Consider the following 22,151-nt stretch of genomic DNA (forward strand, 5'->3'; position numbering starts at 1 on the left):
CTCACTTGGCCGTTTCCGCCACGAGACGCTCGACGGCCTCGACGGCCTCGCCGACGGCGGTCGGGTTCTGGCCACCGCCCTGGGCGACGTCCGGCTTGCCGCCACCACCGCCGCCGAGGGTCTTGGCGGCCGTGCGGACCAGGTCGCCGGCCTTGAGACCGCGCTCACGGGCGGCCTCGTTGGTGGCGATGACCGTCAGCGGCTTGCCGTTGTTCACGGTGAACAGGGCCACCACGGCGGCCCGGCCGCCCTGGATGCGGCCGCGCACGTCGAGGACCAGCTTGCGCAGGTCGTCGGGGGTCGTACCGTCCGGGACCTGGCCGGTGACGAGGGCGACACCGCGGACGTCCTGGGCGGACTCGACGAGCCCGGCGGCGGCCTGGAGCACCTTCTCGGCGCGGAACTTCTCGATCTCCTTCTCGGCGTCCTTCAGCTTGCCGAGCATGGCCGAAACCTTCTCCGGGAGCTCCTCCGGGCGGCCCTTGATCAGCTCCTGGAGCTGGGCGACGACCGTGTGCTCACGGGCCAGGAAGTTGTAGGCGTCGACACCGACCAGGGCCTCGATACGGCGCACACCGGAGCCGATGGAGGACTCGCCGAGCAGCTTCACCAGGCCCAGCTGGGCGGTGTTGTGCACGTGCGTGCCACCGCACAGCTCCTTGGAGAAGTCGCCGATGGTGACCACCCGGACGCGCTCGCCGTACTTCTCGCCGAACTCGGCGATGGCGCCCTGCTTCTTGGCCTCGTCGATGCCCATGACGTCGGCGCGGACGTCGAGGTCGCGGGCGAGCACCTCGTTGATCTTCTGCTCGACGTCGGTCATCACGGCCGTCGGAACGGCGGACGGCGAGCCGAAGTCGAAGCGGAAGCGGCCGGGCTGGTTCTCGGAGCCGGCCTGGGCGGCCGTCGGGCCGAGGGCGTCGCGCAGGGCCTGGTGCGTGAGGTGCGTGGCCGAGTGGGCGCGGGCGATGGCCGTGCGGCGACGGGAGTCGATCGAGGCTTGGGCCGTGGCACCGACGGTGACCTCGCCGACCTGGACGACGCCCTTGTGGACGTACACCCCGGGGACCGGCTTCTGGCAGTCGCGGATCTCGATGACGGCACCCGTGTCGACCTTGATACGGCCGGTGTCGCCGATCTGGCCGCCGCCCTCGGCGTAGAACGGGGTGCGGTCGAGGACGATCTCGACCTCGTCGCCCTCGGTGGCGGCCGGGGAGGAGACGCCGTCGACGAGGATGCCGACGATCGTGGTCTCGCCCTCGGTGTTCGAGTAGCCGATGAAGTCGGTGGCACCGGCCTTGTCGGCGATCTCGCGGTAGGCACCGGCACCGGCGTGGCCGGTCTTCTTGGCCTGGGCGTCGGCCTTGGCGCGTTCCCGCTGCTCCTTCATCAGGCGGCGGAAGCCCTCCTCGTCCACGGACAGCCCCTGCTCGGCGGCCATCTCGAGGGTGAGGTCGATCGGGAAGCCCCAGGTGTCGTGGAGCAGGAAGGCCTTCTCGCCGGCGAGGACCGTGCCGCCGGACTGCTTGGTGTCGGTGACGGCGGTGTCGAGGATGTTGGTGCCGGCCTTCAGCGTCTTGAGGAAGGCGTTCTCCTCGGCGAGGGCGACCTTCTCGATGCGCTCGCGGTCGGTGACCAGCTCCGGGTACTGCTGCCCCATCATCCCGATGACGGTGTCGATGAGGTCCTTGACGACCGGGCCGGTGGCGCCGAGCAGACGCATGTTGCGGATGGCGCGGCGCATGATGCGGCGCAGCACGTAGCCGCGGCCCTCGTTGCCCGGGGTGACGCCGTCACCGATGAGCATCACGGAGGTGCGCATGTGGTCGGTGACCACCCGCAGGGAGACGTCCGAGTCGTGGGCTTCGCCGTAGGCCACGCCGGTCAGCTCGGTGGCCTTCTTGATGACGGCCATGGAGGTGTCGATCTCGTACATGTTCTGCACGCCCTGCAGAATCATGGCGAGGCGCTCCATGCCGAGGCCCGTGTCGATGTTCTTGCTCGGGAGCTCGCCGAGGATCTCGAAGTTGTCCTTGCCGATGCCCTCACCCCGCTCGTACTGCATGAAGACGAGGTTCCAGATCTCCACGTACCGCTCGTCGTTGACGGCGGGGCCGCCCTCGACGCCGAACTCGGGGCCGCGGTCGTAGTTGATCTCGGAGCAGGGGCCGCAGGGGCCGGGGACGCCCATGGACCAGTAGTTGTCCTTCATGCCGAGGCGCTGGATGCGCTCCTGCGGCACACCGACCACCTCGTGCCAGATGCGCTCGGCCTCGTCGTCGTCCTTGTAGACGGTGATCCAGAGCTTCTCCGGCTCCAGGCCGTAACCACCCTTGTCCTGGGGCGTGGTGAGCAGCTCCCAGGCGTGCTTGATGGCGCCTTCCTTGAAGTAGTCGCCGAAGGAGAAGTTGCCGCACATCTGGAAGAACGTGCCGTGGCGGGTGGTCTTGCCGACCTCTTCGATGTCGGGCGTGCGCACGCACTTCTGCACGCTGGTGGCGCGCGCGAAGGGCGGCTTGACCTCGCCCAGGAAGTAGGGCTTGAAGGGCACCATGCCGGCCGGGACGAGGAGCAGAGTCGGGTCGTCCGCGATGAGCGACGCCGAAGGGACGACGGTGTGCCCGCGCTCCTCGAAGAAGCTCAGCCAGCGGCGGCGGATCTCAGCCGACTCCATCAGTGGTCCTCATTCCGGTTGTACGAGTACGTCGTGTCGTCGATGTACTTCGGGTCGTTGCGGTTCTCGATGGCGGCGTACCGCCGCGGCGCCGGGAGTTCGGGGTCGTTGGTGATCCCGAGCGCGTCCCCCAGCTCGGCCTCCCGCTGGGCCATGTTGTCGCGGACGTCGAGCGCGAAGCCCACCGCGCGGTCCTTGAGCCGGTGACCCGTCTCGAGCGCCTTGTTGGCCGCCGTCGCGGCGAGACTCTCGGGGGTCAGCTGCCTCAGCTTGCGGTTGACCTTGGTGGTGGCCCACACACCGGCGGCGACGCCCGTGGTGAACCAGAACGTACGGCGGAACATCGGTTCGCTCAGTCCTTCTTCCGCTTGCCCCACCGCGAGGCCGTGACCGTGCGGCCCACGATCACGGTGCTGCGGGGCGCCTTGGCGGGCACGTCGTCCTTGCGGCCGCCGAGGGCCCGGCGCACGCCGTAGCCGAAGGCGGCGACCTTGACCAGGGGGCCGCCGAAGGTGGAGGCGACGGTCGTCGACAGCGCGGACGCGTTCGACGTGACCTCCTGGACGTCCGACGCGATCGCGTCGACCCGGTCGATCTGGGTCTGCGCGGAGCGCACCGCCGCGGAGGCGTCGGCCAGCAGCGGGACGGCCTGGTCGGTCACGTCCGCCACGAGCTTGGTGGTCGCCCTGAGCGTCTGGGCCAGCCTCGCGAGGGCCACCGCGAGGAAGGAGACCAGGATCGCCCAGAAGACGGCCACCAGGATCCCGGCCACCTCTCCACCGGACACTGCGCACCCGCTCCCTGAAACGTGCCTCTACATCGGTCTACTTCGAGAAAGTCGTGCACCGAGCCTATCGCGCCGGGGGTGCGGCTCCGTACCGGATTAGGCGCCCGCGCGGCGGGTACGCACAAGCCCGCCGCCTCGCCCGCCCGGGAAGGGCGGGGAGACGGCGGGCCGAGGTGGTGCGTGGTGCTACGTCCGGCTGGTGATCAGCGGGCGTAGTACTCGACGACGAGCTGCTCGTCGCAGATCACCGGGATCTCCTTGCGGTTCGGCTCACGGTCCAGGCGGAAGGCCAGGGCGCGGAGGTTCACCTGGAGGTAGCGCGGGGTCTCGCCGTCGGGGGCGAAGCCACCCTCACGGGAGATGGAGAAGAGGGTCTTCTCGCGGCTGCGCTCGCGGACCATCACGACGTCGTCGGGCTTGACGCGGAAGGACGGCTTGTCGACCTTCTGGCCGTTGACCTCGATGTGGCCGTGGACGACCATCTGACGGGCCTGGTAGATGGTGCGGGCGATGCCCGAACGCAGGACCAGCGCGTCGAGACGGCGCTCGAGCTCGATGATCAGGGCCTCACCGGTCTTGCCCTGGACCTTGGAGGCACGCTCGTAGGCGCGGACGAGCTGACGCTCGGACACGTCGTACTGCGCGCGCAGACGCTGCTTCTCAAGCAGACGGACCTTGTAGTCCGAGTTCTGCTTGCGGCCGCGGCCGTGCTCACCCGGCGGGTAGGGGCGGGCCTCGAAGTACTTGACGGCCTTCGGGGTCAGCGCGATGCCGAGGGCACGCGACTTCTTGACCTTGGGGCGGGACTGGTTCGCCACTGTCCTGTCTCATTTCCTTGTTACGGCTTGTCAGGGTTGAGGGAGGTCGCATCCGCAGCCGGGGAATTCCCGCCGGGTCCGCATGGGACCTGTCGGGCAGCCGCTCCCCTGGTCTGGGCACATACGTGCAGCACGCGAGTGGCCCACCGACCGCTCCCGGAACCTCGGGTGGTGGTGGGCTGCCCGCGACACCGTTCGACGGTGCGCGACGCTCCTGGAGCCGATCCGAGGACCGGAGCTCCGGCTGTCTGTCCCGTTCTGACTGCACAGGACTCAGCACTTCGGGTGAGTCTACAGGGTGCTCAGGACCGCCTGCGACCGAGGTGCTTCCTGGTCCACTCCACGGCGTCCGCGTACCGCGCCTCGGCGCCGTGCCGGGTCGGGGCGTAGTACTCGCGCTCCTTGATGGCGTCCGGCGCGTACTGCTGGGAGGCGATCCCCTCGGGCAGGTCGTGCGGATACACGTACCCCTGCGCGTGCCCCAGCTTGGCGGCGCCCTGGTAGTGCCCGTCGCGCAGGTGTGCCGGAACGGGTCCGGCCAGTCCCTTGCGTACGTCGTCCATGGCGGCGCCGATCGCCGTGGTCGCGGAGTTGGACTTGGGCGCCAGGGCGAGGGCGATGGTGGCGTGGCTGAGGGTCAACGCGGCCTCGGGGAAGCCGATCATGGCGACGGCCTGGGCGGCGGCGACCGCGATGGGCAGCGCGTTCGGGTCGGCGAGGCCGATGTCCTCGCTGGCGGAGATCATCAGGCGGCGGGCGATGAAGCGGGGGTCCTCGCCGGCTTCGATCATCCGGGCCAGGTAGTGCAGGGCGGCGTCCACGTCGGAGCCGCGGATGGACTTGATCAGGGCGCTGGCCACGTCGTAGTGCTGGTCGCCGTCGCGGTCGTACTTCACGGCGGCCCGGTCGACGGTCTCCTCCAGCGTCGTCAGGCCGATCTCGGTCTCGCCCTTGTCGAGCGCGGCCCCGGCGGCGGCCTCCAGCGCGGTCAGGGCGCGGCGGGCGTCGCCGCCGGCGATGCGCAGCAGGTGGTGCTCGGTGTCCTCGGGGAGGGTGACGGCGCCGGCGAGTCCGCGTTCGTCGGCCAGGGCCCGGTGCAGCAGGCCGCGCAGGTCGTCGTCGGTGAGGAGTTCGAGGGTGAGGAGGAGGGAGCGGGAGAGCAGGGGCGAGATGACGGAGAAGTACGGGTTCTCCGTGGTCGCCGCGATCAGCGTCACCCAGCGGTTCTCGACGGCCGGGAGGAGGGAGTCCTGCTGGGCCTTGCTGAAGCGGTGGATCTCGTCCAGGAAGAGGACCGTCTCCTTGCCGTAGCCACCGGTGGCGCGGCGGGCGCCTTCGATGACCGCGCGGACCTCCTTGACGCCGGCGGTGATCGCGGAGAGTTCGACGAAGCGCTTGTTGGTGGCCTTGGAGACGACGTACGCCAGGGTCGTCTTGCCGGTGCCGGGCGGGCCCCAGAGGATCACCGAGGAGGGACCCGCGGGACCCTTGGCGCCCTCGCCGACCAGACGGCGCAGGGGTGAGCCCGGCTTCAGCAGGTGCTGCTGGCCCACCACCTCGTCGAGGGTGCGCGGGCGCATCCGGACCGCCAGGGGGCTGCCGGTCGGGTCCTTCTCCTGGCGTTCTTCTGCTGCGGCGGTGAACAGGTCGGGCTCCACGCTGAAACCCTAAAACACCGCACTGACAATCCGGTCCGGGCCGGATGGTCGGTGCGTACGGCCGAATCCGGGCGTCAGCTGGTCCAGAAGTCCCACCAGCGGGTGAGGATCAGCATGCCGATGATGCCGATGTGCAGCACCGGCATGACCCAGGTGAACTCGCCGAAGAAGCTCTTCAGCCAGCGCGGCGCGGGGAGGAAGCCGTTGCGGACGTTGAACGACGTCACGTACCAGAACATGATGATCGTCGCGACCCACGCCAGGGAGCACCACAGGCACAGGGCGTTGATCCGGTACAGGGACTGGAACATCAGCCAGGCGCAGAAGCTCACGCCGAAGAGCGTGCCGGCGTTGAAGGTGAGCCAGTACCAGCGCGGGAAGCGGGCGCGGGCGAGCAGGCTCATGCCGACGCAGATGACGATGCCGTAGCAGACCAGGCCGAGCATCGGGTTCGGGAAGCCGAAGGCGGCGGCCTGCTTGCTCTCCATCACGCTGCCGCAGGAGACCACGGGGTTCAGGCTGCAGCCCGGAATGAAGCTCTTGCCCTCGACCTTGGCCTCGAGCAGCTTGAACTTGTCGATCGTGATGACCCACGCGGCGAGCAGGCCGGCCGCGCCGGTGATCACCAGCATCAGCGCGAAGGCACGGCTGCCGCCCACCGTCCGCGGCGCCGCGGGCGCACGTTCCGGCTCCGGCTCGGTGGAGACGTCTTTGACTGTCGTCTTGCTCATCACGCCGATTCCGTCGCTTGCGAGTGGACCTTCTCCGGACAGGGCCATTGTGCCGCACGCGCGCGTGCGCTCACCGTTCGCTCGGCATAAATACCGGGCCGGAGAACGCCGAAGGCGCCGGGTACCAGCAAGGCACCCGGCGCCCTGTCACCCGGAGGAGCGACTAGCCCAGACGGGATTCCAGTTCCGCCACGATCTCGTTGACGCCGACCGCCGTCTGCTCGCCGGACTCCATGTCCTTGAGCTGGACGACGCCCTCGGCGAGGTCGCGCTCGCCGGCGACGATCGTGAAGCGGGCCCCGCTGCGGTTGGCGTTCTTCATGGCGCCCTTGAGGCCCTTGGCGCCGTAGGAGAAGTCCGCCGCGATACCGAGCTTGCGCAGCTCGGTGACCTTGGCGAACAGGATGCGGCGGGCTTCCTCGCCCAGCGGGACGGCGAACACCGTGGTGGACGCGGGGAGTTCGAGCTCGACGCCCTCCGCCTCCAGGGCCAGGACCGTGCGGTCGACGCCCAGCGCCCAGCCCACCGACGGCAGTGCCGGGCCGCCGAGCATCTCCGACAGGCCGTCGTAGCGGCCGCCGCCGCCCACCGCGGACTGGGAGCCCAGGCCGTCGTGGACGAACTCGAAGGTGGTGCGGGTGTAGTAGTCCAGGCCGCGGACCAGCTTCGGGTCGTTCTCGAAGGCGACGCCCGCCGCGGTGATCAGCTCGCGGACCTCCTCGTGGTACGTCTTGCAGGCGTCGCAGAGGTAGTCGCGCAGCAGCGGGGCGTCCCCGAGCTGCTTCTGGACCGACTCGCGCTTGTCGTCCAGGACCCGCAGAGGGTTGATCTCCGCCCGGCGCAGCGTGTCCTCGTCGAGGTCCAGGCCGCGCAGGAAGTCCTGGAGAGCGGCCCGGTAGACCGGACGGCACTCCTTGTCGCCCAGGCTGTTCAGCAGGATCCGGAAGTTGCGCAGGCCCAGCGAGCGGTACGCCTGGTCGGCCAGGATGATCAACTCGGCGTCCAGGGCCGGGTCCTCGGCACCGATGGCCTCGGCACCGACCTGGGAGAAGTGGCGGTAGCGGCCCTTCTGCGGGCGCTCATAGCGGTAGTACGAGCCGGAGTACCAGAGCTTGACCGGCAGGTTGCCCGCCTTGTGCAGGTTGGCCTCCAGAGCCGCGCGCAGCACGGAGGCCGTGCCCTCGGGACGCAGGGCCAGCTTGTCGCCGCCCTTGGTCTCGAAGGCGTACATCTCCTTGGTCACGATGTCGGTCGACTCGCCGACACCGCGCGCGAACAACTCGACGCTCTCGAAGCCGGGCGTCTCGACGTAGCCGTAACCGGAGTTGCGCAGCGGCGAGGCGATCGCCTCGCGGACGGCGAGGAACTTGGCGGAATCGGGCGGCAGAAGGTCGTACGTGCCCTTGGGGGCCTTGAAGGTGCTCACGGGAAGTCTCGTCACATTCCTCGTCGGGGAGGGGTGTTCGTACCCGCTCCCTGGCCGGCGGCCACCTGCCGCAGATACGGGTTGGTGGCGCGCTCCTGGCCGATGGTCGTCTGGGGGCCGTGGCCGGACAGCACCACGGTCGAGTCGTCGAGCGGCAGGCACACGCGGGCCAGCGAGTCGAGCATCTCGGCCATGTCACCGCCGGGCAGGTCGGTGCGTCCGATGGAGCCGGCGAAGAGCAGATCGCCCGAGAAGAAGACCGACGGGATCTCCGCCGTCTCGGGCATCCGGAACGTCACCGACCCCTTGGTATGGCCGGGCGAGTGCGCGACGGACAGTTCCAGACCGGCCAGTTCCAGCCGCGCGCCGTCGGTCAGCTCCTTGACGTCGTCCGGCTCCCCCACGGTGAGTTCACCCATCAGCGGCATCCCGATGGACCGGCCGAGCGCCTTCTCGGGGTCGCTCATCATGTAGCGGTCCTCGGGGTGGATCCAGGCCGGTACGTCGTGCGCGCCGCACACCGGGACGACCGAGGCCACGTGGTCGATGTGGCCGTGGCTGAGGACGACGGCGACGGGCTTGAGCCGATGCTTCCTGATCGCTTCCTCGACTCCGGGGGCCGCCTGGTGGCCCGGGTCGATGATCACGCACTCCTCACCGGCGGCGGGGGCGACGAGATAACAGTTCGTCCCCCAGGCCCCGGCGGGGAACCCGGCAATGAGCACGATCGTCCTTCGTTGTGTCGATACGGGAGGGCTTGTCGATGCCCTCGCAGGGGCTCCGACGGGCTTCGCCTGTGGTCAGAGACTACCGGCGCTGCCGATTCCTCAGCGAACCCATATACGGTACGGGGCACACGTAGGCGGTCGGCTCACAAGACGCGCGCGTCCCAGTCGACGTACGAGACGCATGAGGAGAGAACCCGGTGGTCACCCAGGAACAGCGGAAGCGTCAGCTCGCGCGGGAGAAGTTCTTGCGGCAGCAGCAGCGGCGCACTTCCGCGCGGCGCAAGGCGCGCGTGCGCAACTCGGTGATCGCGTCGGTGCTCGGCGTGATCCTGATCGGAAGCCTGGCGCTGTACACGACCGGGGTCCTCAAGGACGACGGCGACGACAAGGCCAACGCGAGCGCCAGCGCCAGTCCGAGCGCGGAGCCCTCCCCCAGCGCCGCGAAGGACCCGTGCGAGAAGCCCGCCGCCGGCAAGGTCAAGACGCAGAGCTGGAAGAAGGAGCCGGCGCTCACCATCGACAAGTCGGCGAAGTACACGATGAAGCTGGCCACGACGTGCGGTGACATAGACATCGCGCTGAAGACGTCGGCGGCCCCGCACACGGTGAACTCGTTCGACTTCCTGGCGAACAAGGGCTACTTCGACCACACGAAGTGCCACCGGCTCACCACGAACAACATTTATGTGCTGCAGTGCGGCGACCCGACGGGCAGCGGCAGCGGCGGTCCCGGCTACACGCTTCCGGACGAGAACCTGAAGGACAAGAGCCTCAAGGACAACGTCTACCCGGCAGGCACGATCGCGATGGCGAACACCGGGCAGGCGCACACCGGAGGCAGCCAGTTCTTCCTCGTGTTCCAGGACAGTCAGCTTCCGCCCAGCTACACACCGTTCGGTACCGTTTCCGAATCGGGTATGACCGTCCTGAAGAAGATCGCCGCCGCGGGCGAGAGCACCGGCGCCGGTGACGGGGCCCCGAACGCGACGGTCGTGATCAACAAGGCGACGGTCAAGAAGTCCTGACGCCCAGGACGGCCGACCGCGCAATTTCGGTCGCGCTGGATGCGGACAGGCAACCCGCTGGTCGCCTATGTTGGCCGTGACGAAACTGTGGACGATGCCGGGGGCGCCGAAGCCCCTTCGCAGGCATCATGTGGAGGAGGCGCTGTGAGCAGCGACCCGTGGGGCCGCGTCGACGAGACGGGGACCGTGTACGTGCGTACGGCCGACGGCGAGCAGGTCGTCGGCTCCTGGCAGGCAGGCTCCCCCGAGGAAGCGCTGGCCTACTTCGAGCGCAAGTACGAGGGCCTGGTTGTCGAGATCGGCCTCCTCGAGAAGCGAGTGCAGACCACCGACCTGTCGGCGAAGGACGCCCAGGCCGCCATCGACCATATTCGCGAGCAGGTGGACGCCCACCACGTGGTCGGTGACCTGGACGCGCTGCGCAAGCGGCTGGACAAGCTCGTCGAGACGGTCGCATCGCGGCGCGAGGAGCGCAAGGCTCAGCGGGCGAAGCAGTCCGACGAGGCGCGGCAGGCCAAGGAGGACCTCGTCACCGAGGCGGAGCAGCTGGCCCAGTCCGACCAGTGGCGGGCGGCCGGCGAGCGGCTGCGTGCCCTGGTGGACACCTGGAAGGGGCTGCCGCGGCTCGACCGCAAGTCGGACGACGATCTGTGGCACCGCTTCTCGCACGCGCGGTCGGCGTTCTCCAAGCGCCGCAAGGCGCACTTCGCGCAGCTGGACGCGCAGCGCGAGGAGGCCCGCAAGACGAAGGAGCGGCTGGTCGCCGAGGCCGAGTCGCTGTCGAACTCGACGGACTGGGGCCCGACGGCCGCCCGCTACCGCGAGCTGATGGCGGAGTGGAAGGCGGCGGGCCGCGCCCAGCGCGAGCACGAGGACGACCTGTGGAACCGCTTTCGCGGCGCCCAGGACGTCTTCTTCGCCGCCCGCAGCTCGGTCTTCGCCGAGCGGGACGCCGAGCAGGCCGAGAACCTGAAGCTGAAGGAGGAGCTGGCCGAGGAGGCCGAGAAGATCCTCCCGGTCACGGACCTCAAGGCCGCCCGTGCCGCCTTCCGCTCGGTCAACGAGCGCTGGGAGGCCATCGGTCATGTCCCGAGGGACGCCCGGCCGAAGGTCGAGGGCCGGATGCACTCCGTCGAGCGGGCCATCCAGGAGGCCGAGGAGGGCGAGTGGCGCCGGACGAACCCGGAGGCACGCGCGCGTGCCGCGGGGCTGACCGGCCAGCTCCAGGCCGCCGTGGACAAGCTGCGGGGCCAGATCGAGACCGCGCGGGCGCAGGGCAACACCGCGCGGGCCGAGAAGCTGGAGCGTGAGCTCGAGGGCCGTCAGGCGCTTCTCGACCAGGCGCTGAAGGGCCTGCACGAGTTCGGCGGCTGACACCTGCCCCAGCCGTCGAGGCCGACGAAGAGGCCCCCGTACCTCGTGTACGGGGGCCTCTCGCGTGTGTGGGGCCCGCTACGACGGCCTGCGCGCCGATGTCACGCGGTACACGTCGTAGACGCCCTCCACGCCCCGCACGGCCTTCAGCACATGGCCGAGGTGCTTCGGGTCGCCCATCTCGAAGGTGAAGCGGGAGGTGGCGACGCGGTCGCGGGAGGTCTGGACGGCCGCGGAGAGGATGTTGACGTGCTGGTCGGACAGGACGCGGGTGACGTCCGAGAGGAGCCGGGAGCGGTCCAGGGCCTCGACCTGGATGGCGACCAGGAAGACCGAGGACTGGGTGGGCGCCCATTCGACGTCGAGGATGCGCTCGGGTTCGCGGGACAGTGACTCCACGTTGACGCAGTCGCTGCGGTGAACCGATACTCCGCTACCGCGCGTGACGAATCCGATGATCGGGTCGCCGGGGACGGGCGTACAACAGCGGGCCAGTTTGACCCACACGTCGTCGACGCCCTTGACCACGACGCCGGGGTCCTGGTTGCTGCGCCGCTTGCGGCCGCGGGTGCGGGACGGCGGGACCGCCTCGTCCATCTCCTCGGTGGCCGCCTCCTCGCCGCCGAGAGCCTGCACCAGCTTCTGCACGACGTTCTGCGCGGCCACATGGCCCTCGCCGATCGCCGCGTACAGGGAGGAGATGTCCGGGTAGCGCATCTCGTGCGCGAGCGTGACCAGCGAGTCACCGGTGAGGATGCGCTGGATCGGCAGGTTCTGCTTGCGCATCGCCCGGGCGATCGCGTCCTTGCCCTGCTCGATCGCCTCGTCGCGGCGCTCCTTGGAGAACCAGGCACGGATCTTGTTGCGGGCGCGCGGTGACTTGACGAAGCCCAGCCAGTCGCGGGACGGGCCCGCGCCGGCCGCCTTGGAGGTGAAGACCTCCACCAGGTCTCCGTTGTCCAGGGTGGACTCGAGCGGGACGAGCCTGCCGTTGACCCGCGCTCCTATGGTCCGGTGGCCGACCTCCGTGTGAACCGCGTAGGCGAAGTCCACCGGCGTGGCCCCGGCCGGCAGGGCTATGACGTCGCCCTTCGGCGTGAAGACGAAGACCTCGTTGCGGGACAGGTCGAAGCGCAGGGACTCCAGGAACTCGCCCGGGTCCTCGGTCTCCTTCTGCCAGTCGAGCAACTGGCGCAGCCACGCCATGTCGTTGAGGTGGTCGTCCTTGCCCTTGCCGGACGTCTTCGGCGCGTCGGTACGGATCTTGGAGGCGCCGGCGACGGCCTCCTGCTTGTACTTCCAGTGCGCGGCGATGCCGTACTCGGCGCGGCGGTGCATGTCGAACGTGCGGATCTGGAGTTCGACGGGCTTGCCGTTGGGGCCGATGACCGTCGTGTGCAGCGACTGGTACATGTTGAACTTGGGCATCGCGATGTAGTCCTTGAACCGGCCGGGGACCGGGTTCCATCGCGCGTGCACCGTGCCGAGGGCCGCGTAGCAGTCGCGGACGGTGTCGACGAGGACGCGGATGCCCACCAGGTCGTAGATCTCCGCGAAGTCACGGCCGCGGACGATCATCTTCTGGTAGACGCTGTAGTAGTGCTTGGGCCGGCCGGTGACGGTCGCCTTGATGCGGGCGGCGCGCAGGTCGGCCTGGACCTCGTCGGTCACTACGGCCAGGTACTCGTCACGCTTCGGTGCCCTTTCGGCCACCAGCCGGACGATCTCGTCGTACATCTTGGGGTAGAGGATCGCGAAGGCGAGGTCCTCCAGTTCCCACTTGATGGTGTTCATGCCCAGTCGGTGGGCGAGCGGCGCGTAGATCTCGAGGGTCTCGCGCGCCTTCTTCTCCTGCTTCTCGCGCTTGAGGTAGCGCATGGTGCGCATGTTGTGCAGGCGGTCGGCGAGCTTGATGACCAGGACACGCGGGTCCTTGGCCATGGCCACGACCATCTTGCGGACGGTCTCGGCCTGGGCGGCCTCGCCGAACTTGACCTTGTCCAGCTTGGTGACACCGTCGACGAGCAGGGCGACCTGGTCGCCGAAGTCGCGACGCAGGTCCTCCAGGCCGTACTCGGTGTCCTCGACGGTGTCGTGGAGCAGGCCCGCCATGAGGGTGGCCGGATCCATGCCCAGTTCGGCGAGGATCGTGGTCACCGCGAGGGGGTGCGTGATGTACGGGTCGCCGCTCTTGCGCTTCTGACCGCGATGCCAGCGCTCGGCGACCTGGTAGGCGCGCTCGATCTGGCGCAGCGTCGCCGTCTCGATCTTGGGGTCGTTGCTGCGCACTATCCGCAGCAGCGGTTCCAGCACCGGGTTGTAGGGGTTGGTGCGCTGGACGCCGAGCCGTGCCAGACGGGCGCGTACGCGGTTGGAGGAGCCGGAGCGGGCGGGCTGGCCGGTGTTCGGACGCGCGGCGGGCGGCGCGGGCGTGGAGCGCTCGGGCGGGGCCGGCTTGGGACGCGTCTGCTCGGCCGGCTTGTCGACGGGCGCGGACTGGGCATGCTCGACCGGCCCGCGGCTGTCGTTCTTCGCGTGCGGCGCGTTCGGCGCGGGCTTGGCCGCGGGTCCCGGGGCGGGCTCGGGCTTGGCGGCGGTCAGGTGCTGGGCCTCGTCTGGCAAGAGGACTCCTCGTGCGCGATCCGGGTCCCCCGGTCAGGCTCCGGAGACCCCATCGTAGCGATCCTGGGCTCAAGGATCGCCTTCAGGCCGATGTGAGGGCTGTCTACCCGAGAAACACAAGAGGCGGACGCCGGATTCCTCCGGGTCCGCCTCCGTGGCGCAGGGCGCCTGGTCAGACCGTGAGCAGCGACTCCAGCGGCGCCCCGTCGAGGGCCGCCTCCAGCCGGGCCCGCCCGTCGAGGAAGCTGAGCTCCATCAGGACGGCTACGCCCGCGACCTGCGCGCCCGCACGGTGGATGAGCTGGATCGAGGCCTCCGCGGTGCCACCGGTGGCGAGGACATCGTCGACCACCAACACGCGGTCGTCCCCCGAGAGGTCCTCCGCGTGTACCTCGATCTCGGCCGAGCCGTACTCCAGGTCGTACGCCTGACCGAGGGTGGCTCCGGGGAGCTTGCCCGCCTTGCGTACGGGGATGAAGCCGAGGCCCGCGCGGACGGCGACCGGGGCGCCGAGGATGAAGCCGCGGGCCTCCAGGCCGACGACCTTGGTGGCGCCGGTGCGCTCGGCGATCTCCGCGAACGCGTCGGTGAGAGCGGTGAACGCTCCCGGGTCCGCCAGGAGCGGGGTGATGTCCTTGAACATCACGCCCGGCTCCGGGTAGTCCGCGACGTCACGGATGCGGCTGAGCAGCAGTTCCTTGATGTCGGTCATCGGCGCTTCCCCGAGGGTCGGCCGCGGCCGCGGTTGCGGGCGGCGGGCTGGTTGCGGGGCCCGACGACCGCGGGAGTGGTGTCCTCGGGCTCCTCGCCGTAGGACCGGGACTCCGCGACCTCCTCGTCGACCGCGGCCTGGGCACGCTTGGCCAGGACACGCTTCTTGAGGGCCTTCATCTGCGGCTCGCGCTCCTTGAGGTCGGCGACGAGCGGCGTGGCGATGAAGATCGAGGAGTAGGCACCGGCCGCGAGACCGACGAACAGCGACAGGGAGATGTCGTTGAGCGTGCCCGCTCCGAGGACGCCGCCACCGATGAACAGCAGGCCCGCCACCGGCAGCAGCGCGACCACCGTGGTGTTGATGGAGCGGACCAGGGTGCCGTTGATCGAGCGGTTGGCGACGTCGCTGTAGGTGAAGCGGGTCTGCTTGGTGAGGTCCTTCGTCTGCTCCTTGAGGCTGTCGAAGACGACCACCGTGTCGTAGAGCGAGTAACCGAGGATCGTCAGCAGACCGATCACCGTGCCGGGCGTGACCTCGAAACCGACGAGGGCGTAGATGCCGACGGTGATGGTGATGTCGTGGATCAGGGCGACGAGCGCGGCGATGGCCATGCGCCACTCGAACGCGATCGCCAGATAGATCACGACCAGGACCATGAAGATCGCCAGGCCCTGCCACGCCTTGTTGGCGATCTGGTCGCCCCAGCTGGGACCGACGAGGTCGGCGGCGATCTTCTCGGAATCGACCTTGAAGTCCTCGGCGAGCTTGTTCTTGATCTCGTCGGACTGCTGGGTGTCCATGCCGGCGATCTGGATGCGCAGCGTGTCGTTGCCGAGCTTCTGCACGACGGCCTCATGGCCGGAGGCTTCCCGCGCGTAGTCCTCCGCCTGGGCGACGGAGACGCTGGTCTTCGGGGTGGTGAAGACGGCGCCGCCCTGGAAGTCGATGCCCATGTTCAGGCCGCGCACCGTCAGGCCGAGGATGGCCGTGATGGTGATCAGGATCGAGATGCCGTACCAGAGCTTGCGGTGGCCGATGAAGTCGTAGCTGACCTCGCCACGGTGCAGTCGGGCGCCGAGGTTGCCGAGTTTCGACACGCTCACGCCTCCTTCGTCTCGACGGGGCCGGCGGCAGGACCGGCTGGACGGCGGGTGCGGCGCAGCGGCGGCTTGGCACCCAGGCTCTTCGGGTCGAGGCCGGACCACTTGTGGCCGTCCGCGAAGAACTTGCGGCGGGCGAGGAGCGTCATCAGCGGCTTGGTGAAGAAGAAGACCACGACGACGTCGAGGACGGTGGTCAGACCCAGCGTGAACGCGAAGCCCTGGACCTTGCCGACGGTGACGATGAACAGCACCGCGGCGGCGAGGAACGACACGAAGTCGGAGACCAGGATGGTGCGCCGGGCGCGCGGCCAGGCCCGCTCGACGGCGGGACGCAGGGTGCGGCCCTCACGGATCTCGTCGCGGATGCGTTCGAAGTACACGATGAACGAGTCCGCGGTGATACCGATGGCAACGATCGCACCACACACCGCGGGCAGGTTCAGCGCGAAGTTGATGGCGGGGCCGAGCAGCGACATGATCACGTAGGTGAGGGCCGCGGAGACCAGCAGCGAGGCGATCGCGATGAGCGACAGGCCGCGGTAGTAGGCCACCAGGTAGATGACGACCAGGGCGAGACCGATCGCGCCGGCGAGGAGACCGGCGTGCAGCTGCTCACCGCCGAGGGCGGCGGTCACGGTGGTCACGCTCTGCTCCTGGAAGGAGAGCGGGAGCGCGCCGTACGACAGCATGTTGGCGAGGTTCTGGGCCTCCTCCTGCGTGAAGCTGCCGGAGATCTGGGCCTCGCCGCCGGTGATGGCCGTCTTGACGTACGGGCTGGAGACGACCTCGCCGTCGAGGACGATGCCGAACTCGTTCTGCGGCTCCTGGTTCTTCGCGAGCTCGCCGGTGATGTCGCCGAACTTCTTCGCACCCTTGTTGGTGAAGGTCATGTTGACCTGCCAGCCGGCGGCGGTCTGGGTGTCGTAGACCGCCTGGGCCTTCTTCACCTCGGTGCCGTCGACGGCGGCCGGGCCGAGCACGAACTTGTACCAGACCTTGTTGATCTCGCCGCAGGCCACGGTCGGGTCGGCCGACTTGGCCTTCTTGCCGGCGGTGGCGCGGACCGACTCCTTGGAGCAGTCCAGGGCGGCGTACTGGGCCTGGAGCTTGGCGGCCTCGTCGGTGGCGGCGCCGCCGCTCGCCGAGGCGGAGGGGCTCGCGGAGGCCTTGTCACTGGCGGACGCGGACGCCGACGGAGTGGAGTCGGCCTTCAGCGCGTCGGTGACGGAGCGGCCCTGCGAGGTGGCGGAGGCCGACGGGGAGGCGGACTCGGACGCCTTCTCCTTCGACGAGGAGCTGGCGGAGGGGCTCGGGGACCCACTGGACGACCCGCTCGCGGAGGGGCTCGGCGAGGCGCCCGCCGCCGGACCGCTCGCCTCGGAGGCGAGGACCGGACGGAAGTACAGCTTCGCGGTGGTGCCGACCTGGTCCCGGGCTTCCCTGGAGTTGGTGCCCTTGGGGATGTTCACGATGATGTTGCGCTCGCCCTGGGTCTGCACCTCCGCCTCGGAGACGCCCAGGCCGTTGACACGGCGGTTCATGATCTCGACCGCGGTGTCCATGTTGGCCTTGTTGATCGCGGACCCCTGGTCGGCCTTCGCCTCCAGCGTGATGCTGGTACCACCGGCGAGGTCGATGCCGAGACGCGGAGTCGTGTGCCCGGCGGCGAACATGCCTCCGGTGAGCGCCGCGATGGCGATCAGGATCAGGACCAGTGAGCGCCCTGGCTTGCTCTGGGCGCTCGCGCTCCGGCCCTTCTTGGGTGCTGCCACCTTCTCGTACTCCCTCTCGGGCCGCCCGGCGCCGGGTCAGCGCGGTGGCGGCCATGACATGGTGTCGGGATCCCCTGCGGGAGGCACGTCATGGGGCGCGCGAGACCGGCCCGCGCGCCCCGGGACATGACTACTTCACGTCGGAGTCGCCGTCGGTCTTCTTCGGCTCTTCGTCGGCCTTGGCCTCGGCGGGCGTCTCCTCGGCCTCGTCCTTCTTGCCGAGGTCGACGGGCTTGTCGTCGGAGGCGGCGGCAGCTTCGTCGGCGGAGCCGTCGGTCTCGGTGAGGGAGGAGGCGTCGTCCGGGACGACGTCGGTGTCGGACTTCAGGTCGTGCTCGATGCCGTGGACGATGCGGTTGTACTCGTCGTCGGACAGGACGGCGCCGATCGCGTTCTTCGCGAAGAGCAGTTCCACACCCGGACCGGCGTCGACGAGGACCGTTTCCTCGCTGACCTCCTTGACCGTCGCGTAGATGCCCCCGATGGTGCGGACTCCGCTGCCGGGCTGCATCTGGTTGCGCATGTCGGCGGCCTGCTGCTGCTTCTTCTTCGCCGACCGGGTCATCAGGAACATGGCCCCGATGAGCACGATGAACGGGAGGAGGGTCACGAGACTCACGGGTCGGTACTTCCTTCGCGTGACCGCGATGGTGAGCGGCCTGATGGTTGGGGGTGTGTGCGCCGCCGACAAAGGCGGCATCGGCGGAGTCTAAGCGAGTCCGCGTGCAAGGAACAACGCTCAGCATGGCACCCGGGTTCCTGACCCGGCCAATGTCCCGCCAATGGGTTGCCCATGTCCCGGCCACTGTACGGCCAAGGCCTCCGTCGGCGGCCGGGCTGCCCAGCGGACCGGCAGCGGACTGTCATGTCCCGAACAGGTCCTGTTGTCCGTTCCCCGCGGCGGCGGAGCCGGGCGGGGTGAGGCCGAGATGCGCCCATGCGGCCGGGGTCGCGACCCGCCCGCGTGGTGTACGGGCGAGCAGGCCCTCCCGGACGAGGAAGGGCTCGGCGACCTCCTCGACCGTCTCGCGCTCCTCCCCCACCGCGACGGCGAGCGTCGACAGGCCGACCGGGCCGCCGCCGAACAGTTTCAGCAGGGCCTGCAGGACGGCGCGGTCCAGGCGGTCGAGACCGCGGGCGTCGACCTCGTAGACGGCGAGGGCGGCCCCGGCGATCTCGCGGGTGATGACGCCGTCGGCCTTGACCTGGGCGTAGTCGCGCACCCGGCGCAACAGGCGGTTGGCGATGCGGGGCGTACCGCGCGAGCGGCCGGCGATCTCGGCGGCGCCGTCGGTGTCGATCTCGACGTCGAGCAGATGGGCCGAACGGTGGATGACGCGCTCCAGCTCGGCGGGCTCGTAGAACTCCATGTGGGCGGTGAAGCCGAAACGGTCGCGCAGCGGGGGCGGCAGCAGGCCCGCGCGCGTGGTGGCGCCGACCAGGGTGAAGGGGGGCAGTTCGAGGGGGATGGCGGTGGCGCCTGGGCCCTTGCCGACGATGACGTCGACGCGGAAGTCCTCCATCGCCATGTAGAGCATCTCCTCGGCGGGCCGCGACATGCGGTGGATCTCGTCGAGGAAGAGCACCTCGCCCTCCTGGAGGGAGGAGAGGATCGCCGCGAGGTCTCCGGCGTGCTGGATGGCGGGGCCGGAGGTGATACGGATGGGGGCGCCCATCTCGGCCGCGATGATCATCGAGAGGGTGGTCTTGCCGAGGCCCGGGGCACCGGAGAGCAGCACGTGGTCGGCGGTGGCGCCCCGCGCGCGTGCGGCCCGCAGGACGAGGTCGAGCTGCTCGCGGACCTTCTCCTGACCGATGAACTCGTCCAGGTCCTTGGGGCGCAGGGCGGCCTCGACGGCCTGGTCCTCACCGTCGGCGACGGAGCCCACCAGCCGCTCGGTGGCGGGGGCGTCGGTCGGGTCGTCCCAGTTCATGTTCTTTGCCTCAACAGTGGTGGGGTCAGCGGGCTCGGTTCAGCGTCTGCAGGGCGGCCTTGAGCAACTGCCCCACCTGCGGGGTGCCTTCGACGGCCTCGGCCTGTGGTGCCACGGCGGCCACGGCCTCGTCGGCCTCGCGGGTGGCGTACCCAAGACCGATCAGGGCGGCGTGCAACTGGTCGCGCCAGCCCTGGGTGATCGGAGCGCCGACCACGGGAGCACCGATCGGCTCGCCCAGGCGGTCCTTCAGCTCCAGCAGCAGCTTCTGGGCGCCCTTCTTGCCGATACCGGGGACGGCGATCAGCGCCTTCTCGTCCCCCGTGGCGACGGCCCGGCGCAGGGCGTCCGGCGTGTGCACGGCCAGCATCGCCTGGGCCAGCCGCGGACCGACCCCGCTCGCGGTCTGCAGCAGCTCGAAGACCTGACGCTCGTCGTCGTCCACGAAGCCGTACAAGGTCAGGGAATCCTCCCGTACGACAAGGGAGGTGGCGAGCTTGGCCGGCTGGCCCAGGCGGAGCGTGGACAGTGTGTTCGGCGTGCACTGCAGGGCCATGCCGACACCGCCGACCTCGACGACGGCTGCGTCGGGGGCGAGTGCGGCGACTGTGCCGCTCACGAAGGCGATCATGCCGTACGGCCTTTCGTTGCGTTGGCTGCGTGCAGGGCGACCGCCTGCTGGAGTCGGTTCTGCGCGGGGGCGCGCCAGATGTGGCAGATGGCGAGCGCGAGGGCGTCGGCGGCGTCGGCCGGCTTCGGGGGCGCGTCGAGCCGGAGCAGGCGGGTGACCATGGCGCCGACCTGGGCCTTGTCGGCGCGGCCGCTGCCGGTGACGGCGGCCTTGACCTCGCTGGGCGTGTGCAGGGCGACGGGGATGCCGCGGCGGGCGGCGCAGAGCATGGCGACGGCGCTGGCCTGGGCGGTGCCCATCACCGTACGCACGTTGTGCTGACTGAACACCCGCTCCACGGCGACGAATTCGGGCCGGTGCTCGTCCAGCCACTGTTCGATGCCCTGCTCGATCGCGACGAGGCGCTGCCCCAACTCGGCGTCCGCGGGCGTGCGTACGACGCCGACGCCGCGCATGGTCAGCGGCCGCCCCGCGACACCCTCGACGACACCGACCCCGCATCGCGTCAGACCGGGGTCCACCCCGAGTACGCGCACGCGCCCCTCCCCATCTTTGCGGCTGAACCGCCGCCGCTCTCGCGGACCTGGCTGAGCACCGTCGGGGTTCCTCAATCGTCGGTCGCGGTCCGTGGACGGTGATCTTTGACTTCCCGCCAGGCTATCCGCTGCCACTGACAACGGCGGCGGGCCGGTGGACGTGTGTCCTACCGGCCCGCTGAAACCAAGACATACGCAGCAGCGCTACGCATCCACCTTCGCCATGACCTCGTCGCTGACGTCGAAGTTGGCGAAGACGTTCTGCACGTCGTCGCTGTCCTCGAGGGCGTCGATCAGCTTGAAGATCTTCTTGGCGCCCTCCTCGTCCAGCTCGATCTGCATGGTCGGGACGAAGTTGGCCTCGGCGGAGTCGTAGTCGACCCCGGCGTCCTGCAGGGCGGTGCGGACCGCGACGAGGTCGGTGGCCTCGCTGAGCACCTCGAAGGACTCACCGAGGTCGTTGACCTCCTCGGCGCCCGCGTCCAGGACGGCGCCCAGGACATCGTCCTCGGTCAGCTCGCCCTTGGGGACGATGACGACGCCCTTGCGGTTGAAGAGGTACGACACCGAACCGGGGTCGGCCATGGAGCCGCCGTTGCGGGTCATCGCGACGCGGACGTCGGAGGCGGCACGGTTGCGGTTGTCGGTGAGGCACTCGATGAGCACCGCGACGCCGTTCGGGCCGTAGCCCTCGTACATGATCGTCTCGTAGTCGGCGCCACCGGCTTCGAGACCGCCGCCGCGCTTGACCGCGGAGTCGATGTTCTTGTTCGGGACCGACTGCTTCTTCGCCTTCTGGATGGCGTCGTACAGGGTCGGGTTGCCCTCGATGTCGACGCCGCCCATCCGGGCCGCGACCTCGATGTTCTTGATCAGCTTCGCGAAGAGCTTGCCGCGTTTGGCATCGATCACGGCCTTCTTGTGCTTCGTCGTAGCCCATTTAGAGTGGCCGGACATCTGCCTGTCTCCTTCGCGTAACCCAACTCCGTACGAACCCCAGAGATCCTACAAGGAGTCCGCTGCACGGTTGGCGCGCACCATGTCGACGAACAGGGAGTGCACGCGGTGGTCACCGGTCAGTTCCGGGTGGAACGACGTGGCCAGCGCGTTGCCCTGGCGGACCGCGACGATGTGGCCGCCGTGCTCGGCGAGCACCTCGGCCCCGGCACCGACGGACTCGACCCAGGGGGCGCGGATGAAGACGCCCTCCACGGGATCGCCGTCGACGCCGCGGACGTCGACCGCCGCCTCGAAGGACTCGTTCTGCCGTCCGAAGGCGTTGCGGCGCACGATCATGTCGATACCGCCGACGGTCTCCTGGCCCGAGCGCGGGTCGAGGATCTTGTCAGCGAGCATGATCATGCCCGCGCAGGTGCCGTAGACCGGCATTCCGGCCCGCACGCGCGCGCGGAGGGGGTCCATCACTCCGAAGAGGACGGCCAGCTTGGAGATCGTGGTGGACTCACCGCCGGGGAGGACGAGTCCGTCGACCTCGGCGAGCTCCTCGGGGCGCCGCACCGGCCTGGCCACGGCATCGGCCGCGGCCAGGGCGACGAGGTGCTCCCGTACGTCGCCCTGGAGGGCCAGGACGCCTATGACAGGGACTTCGGTCATGTT

20 protein-coding genes are annotated in these 22,151 nt (G+C 69.5%); 2 read left to right on the forward strand and 18 right to left on the reverse strand.

From position 1 onward, the window contains the following. Window position 1: 1 nt before the first annotated feature. The 8 genes from alaS to ACFYWX_RS20405 form a co-directional block, all read right to left on the reverse strand. Window positions 2-2,674 (reverse strand): alanine--tRNA ligase, encoded by a 2,673-nt coding sequence (gene alaS, locus ACFYWX_RS20370; RefSeq protein WP_389425452.1) that lies wholly within the window; start codon window positions 2,672-2,674, stop codon window positions 2-4. Continuing rightward, window positions 2,674-3,018 carry a hypothetical protein gene (locus ACFYWX_RS20375; RefSeq protein WP_389425453.1) on the reverse strand — a complete coding sequence of 115 codons (345 nt, stop codon included), beginning with the start codon at window positions 3,016-3,018 and terminating at the stop codon, window positions 2,674-2,676. Before ACFYWX_RS20375 ends, alaS begins: the two co-directional genes overlap by 1 nt. A gap of 8 nt (window positions 3,019-3,026) precedes the next feature. Next, a complete protein-coding gene (locus tag ACFYWX_RS20380; RefSeq protein ID WP_389425454.1) occupies window positions 3,027-3,461 on the reverse strand; it encodes a DUF948 domain-containing protein in 435 nt (144 codons plus the stop codon). A gap of 203 nt (window positions 3,462-3,664) precedes the next feature. Then, a complete protein-coding gene (gene rpsD / locus ACFYWX_RS20385) occupies window positions 3,665-4,279 on the reverse strand; it encodes a 30S ribosomal protein S4 (RefSeq protein ID WP_351919125.1) in 615 nt (204 codons plus the stop codon). Window positions 4,280-4,581: 302 nt separating this feature from the next. Next, window positions 4,582-5,937 carry a replication-associated recombination protein A gene (locus ACFYWX_RS20390; RefSeq protein ID WP_389425455.1) on the reverse strand — a complete coding sequence of 452 codons (1,356 nt, stop codon included), beginning with the start codon at window positions 5,935-5,937 and terminating at the stop codon, window positions 4,582-4,584. Window positions 5,938-6,011: 74 nt separating this feature from the next. Further along, window positions 6,012-6,668: a vitamin K epoxide reductase family protein gene (locus ACFYWX_RS20395; RefSeq protein ID WP_389425456.1), complete on the reverse strand. Its 657-nt coding sequence runs from the start codon at window positions 6,666-6,668 to the stop codon at window positions 6,012-6,014. A 163-nt stretch (window positions 6,669-6,831) separates the two neighbouring features. Continuing rightward, window positions 6,832-8,094 carry a histidine--tRNA ligase gene (gene hisS, locus ACFYWX_RS20400; RefSeq protein ID WP_389425457.1) on the reverse strand — a complete coding sequence of 421 codons (1,263 nt, stop codon included), beginning with the start codon at window positions 8,092-8,094 and terminating at the stop codon, window positions 6,832-6,834. Window positions 8,095-8,105: 11 nt separating this feature from the next. Continuing rightward, window positions 8,106-8,819 (reverse strand): MBL fold metallo-hydrolase, encoded by a 714-nt coding sequence (locus ACFYWX_RS20405; RefSeq protein WP_389425458.1) that lies wholly within the window; start codon window positions 8,817-8,819, stop codon window positions 8,106-8,108. Window positions 8,820-9,019: 200 nt separating this feature from the next. Here ACFYWX_RS20405 and ACFYWX_RS20410 point away from each other — a divergent pair, with 200 nt between their 5' ends. Together ACFYWX_RS20410 and ACFYWX_RS20415 are read left to right on the forward strand one after the other, a co-directional pair. Then, the gene (locus tag ACFYWX_RS20410) at window positions 9,020-9,847 is read left to right on the forward strand and encodes a peptidylprolyl isomerase (protein WP_389425459.1); all 828 of its coding nucleotides are present in this window, start codon (window positions 9,020-9,022) and stop codon (window positions 9,845-9,847) included. 144 nt (window positions 9,848-9,991) lie between these two features. Next, window positions 9,992-11,221, forward strand: coding sequence for a DUF349 domain-containing protein (locus ACFYWX_RS20415; protein WP_389425460.1), 1,230 nt, complete (start codon window positions 9,992-9,994; stop codon window positions 11,219-11,221). Window positions 11,222-11,299: 78 nt separating this feature from the next. On the opposite strand, the gene relA is transcribed toward ACFYWX_RS20415, so the two are convergent. The 10 genes from relA to pdxT all read right to left on the reverse strand — a co-directional run bounded on the left by relA (window position 11,300) and on the right by pdxT (window position 22,148). Beyond that, window positions 11,300-13,843, reverse strand: a complete 2,544-nt coding sequence (gene relA / locus ACFYWX_RS20420; RefSeq protein WP_389425461.1) for a GTP pyrophosphokinase — start codon at window positions 13,841-13,843, stop codon at window positions 11,300-11,302. 172 nt (window positions 13,844-14,015) lie between these two features. After that, window positions 14,016-14,555 (reverse strand): adenine phosphoribosyltransferase, encoded by a 540-nt coding sequence (locus ACFYWX_RS20425; RefSeq protein WP_389425462.1) that lies wholly within the window; start codon window positions 14,553-14,555, stop codon window positions 14,016-14,018. Beyond that, window positions 14,552-15,655 carry a protein translocase subunit SecF gene (secF, locus tag ACFYWX_RS20430; RefSeq protein WP_389425670.1) on the reverse strand — a complete coding sequence of 368 codons (1,104 nt, stop codon included), beginning with the start codon at window positions 15,653-15,655 and terminating at the stop codon, window positions 14,552-14,554. Before secF ends, ACFYWX_RS20425 begins: the two co-directional genes overlap by 4 nt. A gap of 2 nt (window positions 15,656-15,657) precedes the next feature. After that, window positions 15,658-17,433: a protein translocase subunit SecD gene (gene secD / locus ACFYWX_RS20435; protein ID WP_389425463.1), complete on the reverse strand. Its 1,776-nt coding sequence runs from the start codon at window positions 17,431-17,433 to the stop codon at window positions 15,658-15,660. 130 nt (window positions 17,434-17,563) lie between these two features. Continuing rightward, a complete protein-coding gene (gene yajC / locus ACFYWX_RS20440) occupies window positions 17,564-18,052 on the reverse strand; it encodes a preprotein translocase subunit YajC (RefSeq protein WP_389425464.1) in 489 nt (162 codons plus the stop codon). A gap of 244 nt (window positions 18,053-18,296) precedes the next feature. After that, window positions 18,297-19,367, reverse strand: a complete 1,071-nt coding sequence (gene ruvB, locus ACFYWX_RS20445; RefSeq protein WP_389425465.1) for a Holliday junction branch migration DNA helicase RuvB — start codon at window positions 19,365-19,367, stop codon at window positions 18,297-18,299. A gap of 25 nt (window positions 19,368-19,392) precedes the next feature. Continuing rightward, window positions 19,393-19,998 (reverse strand): Holliday junction branch migration protein RuvA, encoded by a 606-nt coding sequence (gene ruvA / locus ACFYWX_RS20450; protein WP_389425466.1) that lies wholly within the window; start codon window positions 19,996-19,998, stop codon window positions 19,393-19,395. Then, the gene (gene ruvC, locus ACFYWX_RS20455) at window positions 19,995-20,534 is read right to left on the reverse strand and encodes a crossover junction endodeoxyribonuclease RuvC (RefSeq protein ID WP_389425467.1); all 540 of its coding nucleotides are present in this window, start codon (window positions 20,532-20,534) and stop codon (window positions 19,995-19,997) included. Before ruvC ends, ruvA begins: the two co-directional genes overlap by 4 nt. 204 nt (window positions 20,535-20,738) lie before the next feature. Further along, window positions 20,739-21,491 carry a YebC/PmpR family DNA-binding transcriptional regulator gene (locus ACFYWX_RS20460; protein WP_389425468.1) on the reverse strand — a complete coding sequence of 251 codons (753 nt, stop codon included), beginning with the start codon at window positions 21,489-21,491 and terminating at the stop codon, window positions 20,739-20,741. A gap of 48 nt (window positions 21,492-21,539) precedes the next feature. Further along, complete coding sequence (gene pdxT / locus ACFYWX_RS20465; protein WP_389425469.1) at window positions 21,540-22,148, reverse strand: pyridoxal 5'-phosphate synthase glutaminase subunit PdxT; 609 nt, start codon at window positions 22,146-22,148, stop codon at window positions 21,540-21,542. Window positions 22,149-22,151 lie beyond the last annotated feature (3 nt).

The sequence above is a fragment of the Streptomyces sp. NPDC002888 genome, assembly GCF_042888465.1.
Classification (GTDB): Bacteria; Actinomycetota; Actinomycetes; order Streptomycetales; family Streptomycetaceae; genus Streptomyces.